12 protein-coding genes and 1 pseudogene are annotated in these 14,820 nt (G+C 73.1%); 2 read left to right on the top strand and 11 right to left on the bottom strand.

Annotated elements, in window-relative coordinates; genetic code table 11:
• Positions 1–70: 70 nt before the first annotated feature.
• Entirely contained in the window at positions 71–961 is an 891-nt protein-coding gene (locus NLX94_RS13120) for an EamA family transporter (RefSeq protein ID WP_254382848.1), read from the top strand.
• A 34-nt stretch (positions 962–995) separates the two neighbouring features.
• On the opposite strand, the gene NLX94_RS13115 is transcribed toward NLX94_RS13120, so the two are convergent.
• The 5 genes from NLX94_RS13115 to NLX94_RS13095 all read right to left on the bottom strand — a co-directional run bounded on the left by NLX94_RS13115 (position 996) and on the right by NLX94_RS13095 (position 6,460).
• Entirely contained in the window at positions 996–1,883 is an 888-nt protein-coding gene (locus NLX94_RS13115; RefSeq protein WP_254382847.1) for a serine protease, read from the bottom strand.
• Positions 1,799–2,839: an alpha/beta hydrolase gene (locus tag NLX94_RS13110; RefSeq protein ID WP_374683944.1), complete on the bottom strand. Its 1,041-nt coding sequence runs from the start codon at positions 2,837–2,839 to the stop codon at positions 1,799–1,801. The genes NLX94_RS13115 and NLX94_RS13110 overlap by 85 nt, the downstream gene beginning before the upstream one ends.
• A gap of 257 nt (positions 2,840–3,096) precedes the next feature.
• Positions 3,097–4,371: an alpha/beta hydrolase gene (locus tag NLX94_RS13105; RefSeq protein ID WP_374683939.1), complete on the bottom strand. Its 1,275-nt coding sequence runs from the start codon at positions 4,369–4,371 to the stop codon at positions 3,097–3,099.
• 116 nt (positions 4,372–4,487) lie between these two features.
• Complete coding sequence (locus tag NLX94_RS13100) at positions 4,488–5,123, bottom strand: response regulator transcription factor (RefSeq protein ID WP_308402421.1); 636 nt, start codon at positions 5,121–5,123, stop codon at positions 4,488–4,490.
• Between the two features lie 29 nt (positions 5,124–5,152).
• A complete protein-coding gene (locus tag NLX94_RS13095) occupies positions 5,153–6,460 on the bottom strand; it encodes a sensor histidine kinase (protein WP_254382845.1) in 1,308 nt (435 codons plus the stop codon).
• A gap of 110 nt (positions 6,461–6,570) precedes the next feature.
• On the opposite strand from NLX94_RS13095, the gene NLX94_RS13090 reads away from it, so the two are divergent.
• Positions 6,571–8,469 carry an ABC transporter permease gene (locus NLX94_RS13090; RefSeq protein WP_254382844.1) on the top strand — a complete coding sequence of 633 codons (1,899 nt, stop codon included), beginning with the start codon at positions 6,571–6,573 and terminating at the stop codon, positions 8,467–8,469.
• Positions 8,470–8,485: 16 nt separating this feature from the next.
• Here NLX94_RS13090 and NLX94_RS13085 read toward each other — a convergent pair whose 3' ends face one another.
• The 6 genes and pseudogenes from NLX94_RS13085 to NLX94_RS13065 all read right to left on the bottom strand — a co-directional run.
• The gene (locus tag NLX94_RS13085) at positions 8,486–9,523 is read right to left on the bottom strand and encodes an AfsR/SARP family transcriptional regulator (RefSeq protein WP_254382843.1); all 1,038 of its coding nucleotides are present in this window, start codon (positions 9,521–9,523) and stop codon (positions 8,486–8,488) included.
• A 344-nt stretch (positions 9,524–9,867) separates the two neighbouring features.
• The gene (locus NLX94_RS13080) at positions 9,868–10,833 is read right to left on the bottom strand and encodes a class I SAM-dependent methyltransferase (protein WP_254382842.1); all 966 of its coding nucleotides are present in this window, start codon (positions 10,831–10,833) and stop codon (positions 9,868–9,870) included.
• A 29-nt stretch (positions 10,834–10,862) separates the two neighbouring features.
• On the bottom strand, positions 10,863–11,993 hold the full coding sequence (locus NLX94_RS13075) for a type III polyketide synthase (protein WP_254382841.1): 1,131 nt from the start codon (positions 11,991–11,993) through the stop codon (positions 10,863–10,865).
• Positions 11,994–12,161: 168 nt separating this feature from the next.
• Positions 12,162–13,601: a 3-carboxy-cis,cis-muconate cycloisomerase gene (pcaB, locus tag NLX94_RS13070; RefSeq protein ID WP_254382840.1), complete on the bottom strand. Its 1,440-nt coding sequence runs from the start codon at positions 13,599–13,601 to the stop codon at positions 12,162–12,164.
• Positions 13,598–13,777, bottom strand: a complete 180-nt coding sequence (locus NLX94_RS39335; RefSeq protein ID WP_308402420.1) for a hypothetical protein — start codon at positions 13,775–13,777, stop codon at positions 13,598–13,600. Before NLX94_RS39335 ends, pcaB begins: the two co-directional genes overlap by 4 nt.
• Before the next feature lie 80 nt (positions 13,778–13,857).
• Positions 13,858–14,811, bottom strand: a pseudogene (locus NLX94_RS13065) (FAD/NAD(P)-binding protein); the annotation flags it as partial.
• Between the last annotated feature and the right edge of the window lie 9 nt (positions 14,812–14,820).

Below are 14,820 nucleotides of genomic sequence, written 5' to 3'. Positions count from 1 at the left end.
CCCGACCGGAGTGTCCCGGTCCGTGGGACCCCCCGATGGGTGTGGGGGCCAACGACATAGGCTCCGCGTCATGCCCACCTCAACGGCCCGAGTCTGGTTCGCCCTCGCCCTCGTGTACGTCGTCTGGGGTTCGACCTACCTCGGCATCCGGATCGTCGTCGAGACCATGCCCCCGTTCCTCTCCGCCGGGGCCCGCTTCCTCACCGCCGGACTGCTCCTGGCCGGGCTCGTCGCCTGGCGGGACGGCCCGGCCGCCCTCAGGGCCACCCGCGCCCAGGTGCGCTCCGCCGTCGTGGTCGGGCTGCTGCTGGTCCTCGGCGGCAACGGCTTCGTCGTCCTCGGGGAGACCTCGGTGCCCTCCGGGCTCGCCGCCCTCCTGGTGGCCGCCGTACCCATGTGGCTGGTCCTGCTGCGCGCCGGCTCCGGCGACCGCCCCTCCCCCCGCACCCTGGCCGGGGTGCTGCTGGGGCTCGGCGGGCTCGCCGTCCTGGCCGGCCCGGGGTTCGGCGGCGAGATCGCGCTCGGCGGGGTGCTCCTGGTGCTGGCCGGCTCGGTGTGCTGGTCGCTCGGCTCCTTCTCGGCGGCGAAGCTGACCCTGCCCCCGAACCCCTTCACCGGCAGCGCGTACCAGATGCTCGTGGGCGGGGCCGGCGGGATCGTGGTCGGGCTGTGCCGCGGCGAGCAGCACGGGCTGGACCCCGGCTCGTACTCCACCGCGTCCTGGGTGGCGCTGGGCTACCTCGTGCTGTTCGGCTCGCTCGTCGGTTTCACCGCGTACGTCTGGCTGCTGCGGGCGGCCCCGCTCTCGCTGGTGGCCACCTACGCCTACGTGAATCCGGTCGTGGCCGTCGCCCTCGGGTGGCTCATCCTCGACGAGGCCCTGACCTGGCCGATCCTGCTCGGCGGCGCGATCGTCGTGGCGGCGGTGTGCGTGATCGTGAGCACCGAGCGCCCCGGCTGACGCGTCCCGGACCGGGAGCCCCGGACCGCGGGCTTCAGCCCGCCTGCTTCGCCGCCCGCTCGTAGAGGGCCTTCGCCCGGTCGTCGAACAGGGCGGCCGTGGAGTCCACGTCCGTGTCCCCGCCGCTCAGCACCCCGATGAGCTGCCCCGGCCGTCCCGGCCCGCCGCGGTCGGCGATCCACGGGCTGCCGCTCGTCCCGGTCCAGAAGCCCGAGCACTGGATGTAGAGCATGGCGGGGTCGTCCTCGTCGTGCCGGCTCTGCGTCGTACAGGCGACGGGCTTGTTCTCGGGGTTGTGCTCGGATTCCGGGTAGCCGACGACGGTCACCTCCCGCTCGTAGCCGGAGGTCCAGACGGGCTTCGGGGCCTCCCCGCTTCCGACGACCTCCTGCAGGCTGCGCCCGTCCGCGTCCGGCTCGACGCTGAGGAAGGCGAAGTCGGCGGTGTCCTCGCCCCACTTCGTCCAGCGCTCGTCGACCTGGACGGAGCTCACCTTCCACACCCCGAGCGGCTGCTTTCCGGCGCCCTCCCCGGAGAAGGCGGGGGCGAAGGCGAGCTCGCCGATGGCCAGCCCGTCGTGCGCGGCCTCGCCCGGCCGCCCGTCCTCGCCGGCCGGGGCCACGCAGTGCGCGGCGGTCGCGACGACGTTGCCCTGCGGGCTGTCGACGACGCTGGCCGTGCACCAGTGCTCGCCGCCCGCCATGAGGACGCCGACGGTGGGGAACGCGAGCGCGGCCCGGTTCTCGTAGCCGCCGGAGTCCCTGGCGAACACCACGGCGAGCAGCGCGGCGACCCCCACGAGGGCGGCCGTCGCGGCGATCCCCTTGAGCCCGGGGCTCACTGCGGGGCGGCGCTGCTCGCGCCGCCGCTCGGGGCCGGCCGGGGCTTCGGGGTGGGTGCGGACATCACCTTGCTGATCCACTCCAGTGCGCCCTCCCTCATCCCGCGTACGTACGACTTCCCGTTGTGCTCACCATCCTGGATCACCTGCAGCTTGGTGTGCACGGGACCCTTGCCGTACTCCTTCATGAACTGCTCGGCCTTTTCGCGGCCGGTTTCCGCGGTGCCGATCTGGAAGTTCACGTAGACGTCGGGGCCGCCCGAGGCGATCAGCTTCGCGGCGAGCTTCTCGGGGTTGTTCTCGTCCATGGCCTGCTGGTTCCCCTTCCACAGCGGGGAATCGGGGGCGGTGTCGACCCCGCTCGCGATGGCCGCCTTGAAGCGGTCGGGGTGCTTCAGGACGTGCTTGAGGGCGCCGAACCCGCCCGACGAGGAGCCCATGAAGCCCCACCCGTCGCGGGAGGTGAAGGTCCGGAAATTGGCCTTCGCGAAATCCGGGACGTCTTCGGCCATCCAGGTGCCCATCTTGGGCTGTCCCGGGATGTCCGAGCCGTCGAAGTGGTGCTTGGTGTCGGCGTTGATCACCGGCATGACCAGGACGAAGGGCAGGCTCTTCCCGGTCTTCACCCCGTCGCTCACGGCCTGCTGGAGGCCGAGGCCGGGGCCCGTCCCCCAGTAGTTCGTGGGGTAGCCGCGGCCGCCGGGCAGGGAGATCAGGACCGGGAAGGCGCTGTCGGCGTAGGCCGGGTCGTCGTACTCCTTCGGCACCCACACCCAGACGTCGCCCGTGAATCCGGACTTCTGGCCCGTCAGGGTGGTCTTGGCGATCTGCGTGCCGTCGGGCAGCCGGGAGGTCCGGACGAACTCGGCCTTCGGCCCGGTCGGCATGCGGACGCCGGTCCCCTGGTCGGAGGCGGCGGCCGCCGCGGCCGGGGGCTTCCCGAAGGAGACGGGATCGCCTATGTCCGAGAAGAGGCCGTAGTGGTACGCGGCCGCGCCGCCGCCCGCCAGGAGGGTGAGCCCGAGTCCCCCGCTGATCAGGATCAGGCGCAGGCGACGCCGCGCGGGGCGGCGGTCCCCGGCCGGGGCGGCGGCTTCGGCGGTGGCAGGGGCGTCCCCGGTGGAGGCGGCCCTGTCACCCTGCAGGTCTTGGTGCACGGATCGTTCCCGTTCCTTCTCCGGCGCCCGGCGGGGGCGCTGGTTGGACCGATTGGTCCCCCCTCACATCCATAACAGAGGTATGAACGACCGGATGGGTTGCCTGGGACCGGCGGACGTGGCGAGGACCACGCGGGTCAGCCCGCCGCGGGCTTCGGGCCCTTCAGCACCTTGCTGATCCATTCCAGCGAGCCCTCCTTCATGCCGCGCACGTAGTGCCAGCCGTTGTGCTCGCCGTTCTGGATGTCCCGGATGGTCGTCTTGACCGGGCCCTTGCCGTACTTCTGCTGGAACTGCAGCATGCGGTCCTTGCCGCTCTCCTTGGTGCCGACCTGGAAGTTGATGTAGACCTCCGGACCGCCCTTGTCGATCAGCTTCTGGGCGAGCTTCTCGGGGTTGTTCGCGTCCATCTCCGCCTGGTGGCCCTTCCAGAGCGGGGAGTCCGGGACGATCTCGCCGCCGCTGGCGATCACGGCCTTGAACCGGTCCGGGTGCTGGAGGACCTGCTTCATGCCGACGAAGGCCCCGGAGGAGGAGCCCATGAAGGCCCAGCCGTCGCGGGACTTGTACGTACGGAAATTGGCGCGGGTGAAGTCCGGGACGTCCTCGGCGATCCAGGTGCCCATCTTGGGCTGACCGGGGATGTCCGAGCCGTCGTAGTAGTACTTCGTGTCGGGGTTGAGCACCGGCATGACCACGATGAACGGCAGGCTGGTGCCGGCCTGGACGCCCTCGCTGATGGCCTTCTGGAGGCCGAGGCTGCGGTCGGACCAGTAGTTGGCCGGGAATCCGTTGCCGCCGGGGAGCGCGATGAGCACCGGGAAGCCGCTCTTGGCGTACTTCGCCTCGCCGTACTCCTTCGGCGTCCACACCCAGACGTCGCCCTCGAAGCCGGACTTCGCGCCCTTGAGCCGGGTCTTGGCGATGATCGTGCCGTCGTCGAGCTTGGTGGTCTGCTTGAACTCGGAGGCCGGGCCGGCCGGCAGCTGTACGTCCGGGTCCCCGGCCGGCGCGGACGGGCTCGCGGGGACCTGGCCCGGGTTGCCCCGCGCCGCGCCCTGGTCGCCCGCGGGCGGGGTGCCGCCGAAGCTCACCGAGGAGCCGTTGCCGGAGAACCAGTCCAGCTTCCAGGCGGCGAAGCCGCCGCCGGCGAGGAGGAGCACGAAGGCGAGGGCCGCGCTGGTCCACAGCACGCGGCGGGAGCGGGTCCGGCGGGAGGGCCGCGGGGGCTCGGGTATGTGCGGGGGGACGTACGGCTGGTCCTGCTGGTCCTGCCGGTAGGGCTGGTGGGACTGATCCTGCTGGTAGGACTGGTAGGGCTGGTCCTGCCGGTACGGCGGGGGCGGCTGGTACGGCGGGTGGGACTGGTACGGCTGGTCATCGGGCCGCGGACGCTGCGGGTCCTGGTGCACGAACTTCGCTCCGAACGGTCATGACTGCCCCCCGGTGGGACAGAAGGGACTGGGCTCCCCCTAGTCCTGATGTGTCTTTCCCCCGGAAAGTTCCAAATCAGCGCAAAATCATGATCTCAGCCGCGCAGGTAGGCCAGGACGGCAAGGACCCGGCGGTGGGACTCCTGCGCCGGCGGCAGGTCGAGCTTCATCAGGATGTTCCCGATGTGCTTGCCCACCGCCGCCTCCGAGACGGTGAGCCGGCGCGAGACCTCGGCGTTGGAGTGGCCCTCGGCGACCAGGGCCAGGACCTCCCGCTCGCGGGCCGTCAGCCGCTCCAGGGGGTCGCGCCGGCGGCTGATGAGCCGTCGCACCACCTCGGGGTCGACCACGGTCCCGCCGGCCGCCACCCGGGCGACGGCGTCGCGGAACTCCTCCACCTGCCCGACGCGGTCCTTGAGCAGGTACCCGACGGCCGTCCCGTCGCCGGAGTCGAGCAGCTCGGCGGCGTACGAGCGCTGCACGTACTGGGAGAGGACCAGGACGGGCAGCTCGGGCCGGACCTCGCGCAGCCGCACGGCCGCCCGCAGTCCCTCGTCGGTGTGGTCCGGGGGCATCCGCACGTCGGTGACGACGATGTCCGGCCGGTGCTCGGCGACGGCGGCTTCGAGGGCGGCGGCGTCGCCGACGGCCGCCACCGTGCGGTGGCCGAAGCGGGCGAGCAGGCCGACGAGGCCCTCGCGGAGCAGGACGGAGTCCTCGGCGAGGACCACGCGCAGACCCGTCGGGGGGCCTGCCGGGTCTACAGGGCTTTCGGTGCCTTCGGGGACTTCGGTGCCTTCGGAACGCAAGGGATCTCCACACGCAGCAGGGTCGGACCTCCGGGAGGACTGGTCAGGGTCAGTCTGCCGTCCACGACGGACACCCGGTCGGCGAGCCCCGTCAGCCCGCTCCCCCGCCCGGCGTCGGCGCCGCCGATGCCGTCGTCGGCCACCTCCACCGTGAGGCGGGTCCCGTCGTGCCGGCCGGTGACGGTGATCCGGTCCGCGCCGCTGTGCCGGGCCGCGTTGGCCAGGGCCTCGCTGACGAAGAAGTACCCGGCGGACTCGGCCTGTTCGGACAGCCGGCCGGGGAGGTCGAAGTCGGTGTCGACCGGGATCGGCGAGCGGTCGGCGATGTCGGCGACGGCGTCGGGCAGGCCCCGGTCGGTCAGCACCTGGGGGTGGATGCCGTGGACGAGCTCGCGCAGCGAGGTCAGCGCCGCCCCGGCCTCGGCGTGCGCGGTGGCGAGCTGGGCGGCGAGCGGGCTGCCGGGCGGGGCGTCGAGCCGGGCGAGGCCCAGCGTCATGGACAGCGCGACGAGCCGCTGCTGCGCACCGTCGTGCAAGTCCCTTTCGATGCGGCGCCGTTCGGCGTCGAAGGCGGCCGCCAGCCGGGCCCGGGAGCTGGTCAGCTCGGTGACCCTGACGGCCAGGTCGACCGGTCCGGGGCCGAGCATCAGCCGGGCCAGGGCAGCGCGGGCGGCCGCCGCCGCGCCGAGCCCGTAGAGGAGGAGCGGGAGGAGCAGCAGGCCGGCGGCAGCGCACAGCAGGGCCTCGGGGTAGCCGGTGATGCCGTGGATCTTGAGGGGGTTGACCTGTTCCCCGTCGAGGGCGAGCAGGACCGGGGTCGCAAGGAGGTCGGCCGGCACGAGGAGCGCAGTGCCGACGGCGAGCAGCTCCAGCGGCCACAGGAGGGTGGCGGTGAGCACCGCGTACGCCAGTTCCCGCCAGGTCGCCTGCTCTCGGAAGCGGGTGCCGGCCCATGCCGCGAGCCCCGTACGGTCCGGATCGCGGTGCGGGTCGGCCAGCGGCGCGGACCCGGGCGCGTACAGCCGCAGCCGGCGGCGCTCCACCGCCGCGAACGGTACGCCGGCCAGCGCGAGCGCGGCGAGCAGCGGGAGCCCGACCAGGACGACGGCGAGCACCGTCCCGGACACGGCGAGCAGGGTCAGCACGATGAAGGCGAAGGCGCCGGTGATGCCGCCGGTGAGCAGGTAGCCGGCGGCGCGCCAGGGCCGGGCGGAGCGCAGGTAGCGGCCCGGGGTGGGGAGGGGGAGGGAGCGCGGCATGGGCTCCACGGTAGGCGGCGGGCGCGGGCGGCGCGGTAGGGCTGGCCCTACCCCCGGGAGTCGCCCCTGCCCCGCTGACCGGGGGCCGCGCGGCCGGTTGGCTGGGAACCATGCTGAAGATCGCGTTGAAGTCGCTGCGGCGGCGCTGGATGACACAGGTGGGAACGTTCGTCGCCGTGGCCCTGGGGGTCGCGCTGATGACGGTCATGGGGCTGGGGCTCGCCGCCTCGGCGGCGCTGCCGGCCGGGGCCGAGGTGGTGGCCCTCAACTCCATGCTGGGCACCGCGGGCGGGGTGAGCTCGTTCGTGGCGGCCTTCGTCGTGGCGTCGACCTTCTCGTACGCCGTGGCCGCGCGGCGGCGCGAGCTGGGGCTGCTGCGGCTGGCCGGGTCGACGCCGGGGCAGCTGCGGCGGCTGGTGATGACGGAGGCGGCGGCCGTCGGGCTGGCCGGGTCGGCGGCCGGGATCCTCCTGGGCCGGGAGGGTGCGCCGCTGATGGCCCGCTGGACGGTGACGCAGGGGCTGGCGCCCGCCGGGTACGCGATCGGGGACCAGAGCTGGCCGCTGCACACGGCGTTCTGGACGGGCGTGCTGGTCGCGCTGTCGGGTGCGTACGCCGCGTCCCGGCGGGCGGGCCGGGTCGCTCCGCTGGAGGCGCTGCGCGAGGACGTGACCGACGAGCGGCCCATGACTCCGGGGCGCTGGGTGGCCGGGGGCGGACTGCTGCTGTGCGCGGTCGCCCTCGTGGGGTGGCAGCTCGGGTCGGACCCGGGCGCACTGCTCAAGCGCAAGACGTACACCGTGCAGCCGATGCTGCTGATCTCCGCGTGCGGGCTGCTGGCGCCGGTGCTCGTACGGCCGGTGCTGCGGCTGCTGATGTGGGTTCCGGTCCGGCTGACCTCCTACGCGGGCCGGCTGGTGCGGGCGAACGCCTCCGCCGGGATCCGCCGGACGGCCGCGGTGGCGGCCCCGGTGCTGGTGATGGTGGCGCTGACCGGATCGCTGCTGGGCTCGGCCTCCACCCTGAAGGAGGCGAAGACGGTGGAGTCGCGTGCCCGGACCGGGGCGGACTACGTACTGACCGGCGGGCGGGCGGCGGGCTCCGCGGAGCTCGCTGAGGGGGTCGCCGCGATCCCGGGGGCGAGCGCCCTCGCGGTGGCCGACACCCGGCTGACGGTGCTGGAGGAGGGGTTCGTGAAGGTGCCGACGGAGGCCTTCGGGGTCGACCCGGCGGCGCTGGCGGCGGTCTCGCGGCTCCCGGTGGCGGCGGGCTCGGTGGCGGACCTGGACGACGACGGGATCATCGTCACGGAGGAGTGGTGGCAGCACCGGGTCGGCGACCGGGTACCGCTGTGGCTGGCGGACGGCACCGCCGTCCGGCTGCGGATCGTGGCCGTGATGCGGACGGGCACCGGCGACAACGGGGCCTACGTCACCCCGCGCAACGCGCCCGGTGCGAAGGTCTCGCGGATCGAGGTCCGGGCTCCCGCGTCCGCGGCCGCCGCGGTCCGCGAGGAGGCGGCCCGGTACGGGGCCACGGCCCTCACCAAGGAGGAGTGGGTGACGGCGACGCACCCGCGCACGAACCGCTTCACGGTGCTCGGCTTCGTCCTGGTCCTGGGCATCGCCCTGCTCTACACGGCGATCGCGCTGGCCAACACCCTGCTGATGGCCACCTCCGACCGGGCCGGCGACCTGCGCCTGCTGCGGCTGGCGGGAGCCACCCGCGGCCAGGTGCTCGCCGTGACGGCGGCCGAATCCCTGCTCGCGGTCACGGTCGGCGCCCTCCTCGGGACGGCGGTCACCGCGGTCAACCTGGCGGCCATGCGCGCGGCCCTCGCGGTCCTCGGCGTGGACTCGCCGGTGGTCGTCCCCTGGGCGGCGATGGGTGCGGTCGCCGGTGTCTGCGCCGTGCTCTCGGCCCTGTGCACCCTGCTCCCCACGGCCCGCGCCCTGCGCCGCCGGACGGGACGGCGCAGGGCGCGGGGCGGGCTGGGCGCCCAGGGGTAGGAGGGGTGGTGCCGGGTCAGTCCAGGGTCGGGGCCTGGCGCAGGATCTCGACCTCCAGGCGCTGGAGCGCGGGGCTCGAGGAGATGCCCAGGTCCTCGGCCATCCGCCGCTGGTGGATCCGCAGCACCGACAGCGCGTCGGCCTGCCGCCCGGCCCGGTACAGGGCCAGGCTGAAGAGTTCACAGCCGTACTCGCGGAGCGGGTGGGCCTGGGTGAAGCCCGCGAGTTCCGAGACGGCCACCTCGTGGGCGCCGACGGCGATCAGTGCAGCGCAGCGGCCCTCGACCACCGAGAGCCGCAGTTCTTCCAGGCGTACGACCTCGGGCGACACGTGGGTGGCGTCGGAGACTTCCGCGTACGCCCCGCCCCGCCACAGGGCGAGCCCGGCCTCGAACTCGTCGAGGGCCTTCTGCGGGTCGCACCGGTCCAGGGCCTGCCAGCCTGCGGTCGCGCAGGTGCCGAACCGGTGGGCGTCCACGTCGACGACACCGTTGTCGAGTAAGTACCCACGGCCCCGGGTGCGCAGCACCTTCGCGGGCTTGCGCGGTGCGCGGTCCGGCTCCAGCACCCGGCGCAGGTTGGCGATGTAGGCGTGCAGCGAGGAGATCGCCGACTGCGGCGGCTGGCCGTCCCAGAGCGCTTCCACGAGCACGTCGACCGAGACGGGCTGGCCCACCTGGCTGACCAGCAGGGTGAGGGCCGCGCGCTGCTTCGTGGCCCCGAGGTCCACGTGCCGTCCGCCGATGGTCGCCTCGATCGGGCCCAGCACCCGGAACTCCACCTTGGCCGGCGGTGCGTCCCGGGCCTCCTCCGGATCCTCCTGCGCCCACCGGACTCCGCCGTGCGGCCGCGGTGCGGGGGGCCGGGGCGCGACGGCGTGCGCACCGGCCCGTTCGCGGGCCATCTCGAAGACGGCGGCGGGGGGCGGGGACTGGAGGTCGAGCTCCAGCGCCATGGTGAAGTACATCTTCAGCGTCTCGTTCGCCTGCCGGAGTTCCCGTACTTCCCGTTCCAGCTCGGCGACGCTCCGTGTTCCCCTGCTGCTGCCTCCCAAACGCTGTCCGACGACATTGTCCTGACCACGCCTACCGCCGCCCCTGAGGTCCGCGGTCAACTCACCGAAATCAATTTCTTCGTTCACTGCCTCTGTACTCATCAAGCTCCCCCGAAAGATGCGTACGTCCCGGCCTCGGCCGGATGACGAGAGTCGCCACCTCTGCACCAGGAAGGATCCAGCATGGCGATCAAGAATGACAACCCCCGTAAAAAATCTGGTGAGTTGAACATCAGCCAGCCGGATGACATATGCCCGGGGCCCGTCACTGATCACGCTCGGAGCGCCGGGCCGGGGGCCATTCCGCTTCCCCTCCGACCGGCGCTCCGCATTAGGGCCGCCGACTACCGCGCGAAGATCAACGTGGTCGGCGAAGGCGTGCCCTGGAAGGTGATTTCACCGAAGCCCGCCTTGGTGAGCCAGGCGTGGTAATCGGCCCGGCTCCAGGTTCCCCCGTGCCTGCTCTTGAGCAGCATTTCCGAGGCGAAGGTCAGCGCGAAGGCGGGGCCGCTGCGGTCGTCCTCGACGATGTAGTCGGAGACGACCAGCGTGCCGCCCGGTTTCAGGGCACTGCGCGCCTTGGCGAAGATCGCGATGTTGTCCTCCGGCCCTTCCTGGTGGGCGATGTTGGAGTACATCACGATGTCGTGCGCGGAGTCGCCGAAGCCGGTGGTGTGGAAGTCCCCGTCGACGTAGCGGACGCGGTCACCCACGCCCCGCTCGGTGAGAAGCCGGCGGGCGATCGAGTTGATCGGCTCCCAGTCGAGCTGGGTCGAGCGCGCCTCGGGATTCAGTTCCAGCCAGATGCCCGAGCAGATGCCCGAGCCGCCGCCGATGTCGAGGATCGAGATCTCCCCGGCCCCGGCCAGGCGCAGCGTCTCTGCGGCGATCTTCGCGACGGGCACCGACTGGGCGGCGATGGCCTGGACCAGCTGTTCCCAGTGCGGGTTGTCGGCCACCTCCACCACGGCGTCCGTCAGCGGGCCGCCCGCGCGGACGACCTCGGGCAGCACCGAAAGGCTGCCCATGTGGCCCATCTTGAGCCGGGCGAACCCGCTGAGGGATTCGGCGCGGCCCTCCACCAGGAAGGCGGAGGCCTCGGCCGTGTTGCGGTAGCCCTCCGCGTCCACCTCGACGAGGCCGATGCCGACCAGGCCGTCGAGGAGGGCCCGGGCGCCCCGCTCGGAGATCCCGGCGCGGCCGGCCAGCCCGGCGGGCGAGGTCGCGCCCTCCTCCAGGTGCGTGAACAGGGAATGGGTCGCCGCCGTACCGAGGATTCCGGTCGCCCAGTACCCGGTGATGAGCCGCATGATCCGATCGGACGTCGGCCGGCCGTTGCTCATGCGGTCCCCACCATGCTTCCCGAGAGCTGACGCGGCACCGACCGGGCGGCCGGGTGCGCTCCGACGGGCCGCGGGGCGGCCGGAACCCAGCTCCCCAGGACCATTTCCGCGGTGATTCCCGGACCGAATCCGGCGATCACGCCGGTGGAGCCCGCCTGCAGGCGCTCGGCTTCCTCGAACTGCCGGCGAAGGGCGTCGAACACGACCGCGCTGGCGATGTTCCCGTATTCGGTCAGCGTGGACCAGCTGTGGCGGAAGACCGTGCGGTCCACGTGGAGGAATTTGGCGAGATCGTCCAGGATGCGCGGGCCTCCGGCGTGGATGATGTAGAAATCCAGACCGCCGATGTCCCAGCCGTGCCGCGAGGCCAGGTCGCCCAGGACCGGAGCGATCGGCTCCATCGTTCCGGGGACCCGGCGGTCGAGCTGGAAGTGGAATCCGGTGTCCCGGACGGAGTACGAGATCCAGTCCTCGGTGTTCGGAATGAGGTAGGAGGCGTTGCGCTCCAGCAGCACGCCCGCGCCACCGCTGCCCCGCACCACCGCGGCCGCGACCGCGTCACCGAACAGCCCGTCCGACAGCAGCGAGCCGACGTCGTCGGCCGTGGGCTGGTAGCACAGCGAGCACAGCTCGCAGGAGACGATCAGGACGTTGCTCTCGGGGTGCGCCACGCAGAAGTCGTGAGCGCGGTTGATCGCCGCACCACCCGCGGCGCAGCCGAGCTGCGCGATGGGGAGCTGCCGCGTGTCGTAGCGGAACCCCATCTCGTTGATCAGCCACGCGGTGAGCGAGGGCATCATGAACCCGGTGCACGAGACGTAGATGATCGCGTCGATGTCCGTCGCCACCAGACCCGCGTTCTCCAGGGCCTTTTCTATGACTTCCGGGCACCGCTTCTTCGATTCCAGCTCGTAGATGCGATTGCGCTCCCGGAAACCGGGGTGGCTCAGCGTCTTTTCGATCGGCTGGACCAGGTGCCGCTTCCGCACCCCCGTGTTCTCAATCAGTCGAAGGGCCAGCGGAAGCTGCGGCTTTCCCGCGTGCGCCTCCCTGGCGAATGCCAGAGTGTCTTCCATCGTGATGATGTGTTCCGGCACGCTCACCGAAGGCTTGCAGAGAATGGGCATACCCTCAACATCGCGCAGGGCGCTTGCTACTGGCTTGGCGGTGACTTGCGTTCCCCGAAACCCCTTTAGCCCAGACCATTCACCCGCGCCTTTAGCCTGGCCATTTCACCGGGAGGACGGTCCCGGACCGGAGTGGACCGGCTCCGGCACGCTGGCCGGAACTCGCCGTCACGGGGTCTCCGGACGCCAGGAAGCGCCGGCCAGCTCCTGGTCCACGAGGGCCGGCGCGGCGCCGGTGTAGCCCTCCGGATCCAGCAGCCAGACGATCTGGGCGTCCGTCAGGTGCCGTTTCACCTTGGGCAGGGCGCCCAGGATCTCGGCGAGCGAGCCTGCCGTGCGCTCCGCCTCGGCCGAGGCCCGGGCGAGCAGCTCCTTCGCCTCGGCCTTGCCCAGGCGCGGCGCCAGGACGGCGGACATCCTCTCCGACACCACTTGGCTCCCCGTCAATGTCAGGTTCTCCCGCATCCGTTCGGGCCGTACGACCAGCCCCTCGGCCAGTTCCACGGCGGTGTGCGCCGCCCCGCCGGCCAGCCGCAGGCACTCGCGCAGCAGCTGCCACTCGGCGTGCCACACCCCGGCCGAACGCTCGTCCTCACAGACCAGACACTGCGTCACCCCCGCTGCCAGGAGCGGCACTTGGAGCGCGGCACTGCGGATCAGGGTGGCGAGGACGGGGTTGCGTTTGTGCGGCATCGCCGAGGACGCGCCGCGCCCCTCCACCGCGGGCTCGGAGACCTCTCCGACCTCGGTCCGGGTCAGTGACTGCACGTCCACGGCGATCTTGCCGAGGGCGCCCGTGACGAACGCCAGGGCGGCGGCGAGATCGGCCATCGGGGTGCGCAGCGCGTGCCACGGCAGCGGCGGGCGGGCCAGTCCGGTCTCGGCGGCGTAGGCGTCCAGGAGCCGGTCCGCGTAATCGTGTCCGCGGTCCGACCCGGGCGGGGCGAACTCCAGGTACCCGGCGAGGGTGCCGGCGGCCCCGCCGAGCGATACGGGCAGTCCTCCGTCGAGTACGGCGGCCACCCGGTCCCGGGCGTCGAGCAGGAGCCTGCGCCAGCCGGCCGCCTTCAGGCCGAAGGTGGTGGGTACGGCGTGCAGGGCGAGGGTGCGGCCCGCCATGGCGGTGTCCCGGTGCCGGGCGGCGAGGACCGCCAGGGCTTCGGCGGCCCGGTCCAGGTCCGCGCGGATCAGCCGCAGCGTGCGGTCGGCGACCAGCATGGCACCGGTGTCGAAGACGTCCTGGCTGGTGGAGCCGTGGTGGACGAACTCGGCGGCTTCCGGTGATGCGGCGGCGACCAGCCGGGTGAGCTCCCGGACCAGCCCGACCACCGGGTTCGCGGTCTCCCGCGCGAGCACCGCGAGGGCGCGCACGTCGAGGTCCTCGGCCCGGGCCGCCCGGGTGATGGCGGCGGCCGCCCCGGCGGGCACGCTGCCGGTCCTGGCCTGGGCGCGGGCGAGGGCCGCCTCGGCGTCGAGCACGGCCTGCAGCCAGGCCAGGTCGGAGGTGGCGGCCTCGGCGGGCGTGCCGGCCCGGACCGGGGACAGCAGCCCGGCGTCGGGGCCGTACCCGGCCGGCGCCGTGGCGCCCCGGTGGTGGTCGGTCGTCATGCGTTCACCTCGACGGGGTCGGTGGGAGAGTGCCGGCACCGTCCGGGCGGACCGGCGTGGGCGGGGGTCAGCGCGAGCACGGCGCAGGCGATGGCGTCCGCGTCGCCGAGCGTCTGGGAGTTGACCCCGGGGCGACTGCCGGCGGCCGTCACCCAGTGCACGGCCTCGGTGGGCACGCCGTAGGCGAACCGGCGCGGGTGGGCCCGGCCGGCGGCGTCGAGGAGCCGGTAGGGGCGCTCGGTGACGGCCCGGCCGCCCGCCGGTGCATCCGGTCGATGGCCCGCGGGGTGAGCAGCCGCGGCTCGTGGCGCTCGTAGGGGCCCTTCTGGTTCTCGCCGCGCGCGTGGTACGGCACTCCGCGCCGGGACCCGGCGAAGATCCTCGGCTCCCGGCCCGAGGGCAGGTAGCGCAGCGCCTCCCCCTCGCGGGCGAAGGTGCCGCCGCGGCCCCCGGTGAGCAGCGCGAGCACGTCGAAGCAGTTCAGCCCGAGGCCCCGGACGAAGACCGTCTCACCCGGCGCCACCACGGACAGGTCCACGTCCGCGGGGTTGGCGGGCGCGATGTACGTCAGCCCGTGCGCGGCGGCGGCCCGCGCGAGCGCGCTCTCGACCCGGGTGGGCCGGGCCGGCACGTGGCCCAGGGAGAGGACGACGGCGTCCAGGCCGGTGAGCCGGGTGCCGTCGGCCAGCTCCAGGGTCTGCGGACCTCCGTACCCGGCCTCGTCGGTCAGGGCCACGGCCCGGGTGCGGTGCTCGACGATGGTGACGTGCCCGGGCGCGGCCGCGGCCACCGCGCGGAAGGCGTCCTCGAGGTAGGCGCCGTAGAACGCGCGGGTGGGGTAGTCGTCCGGCCCCAGCCGGCGCGCCTCCTCCAGGGTCGCAGCGGGGAAGCGGTCACGCGCCCCGGGCCCTTCGGCGGTGCGGGCGAGACCGGCCGCCCACTCGTACAGGCTGGGGCCCTCCTCCACGGGGCCGTCCATCAGGACGCTGTGGTCGGTGTAGACGGTGACCTGCGAGGCCACCGTGTTCATCAGCAGCTCGCGGGGCTGCTCGGTGCGCCACACCCGTCCGGGGCCCGGCGCGTGCGGCTCCACGACGTGCACGGTCACCGCTCGGTGGGACGGGGATTTACGCTCGCCGGCACAGAGCCGCTCCAGGACCGCGAAACCGCGCGGCCCCGCGCCGACAAGGGAGACCGTAAGCACCAGCACTCCTCACCA

It is taken from the genome of Streptomyces sp. TBY4 (genome assembly GCF_024213195.1).
In the GTDB taxonomy this organism is placed as follows: domain Bacteria; phylum Actinomycetota; class Actinomycetes; order Streptomycetales; family Streptomycetaceae; genus Streptomyces.
Note: the sequence above shows the minus strand (reverse complement) of the source record. Positions and strands in the feature narration are given on the sequence as shown.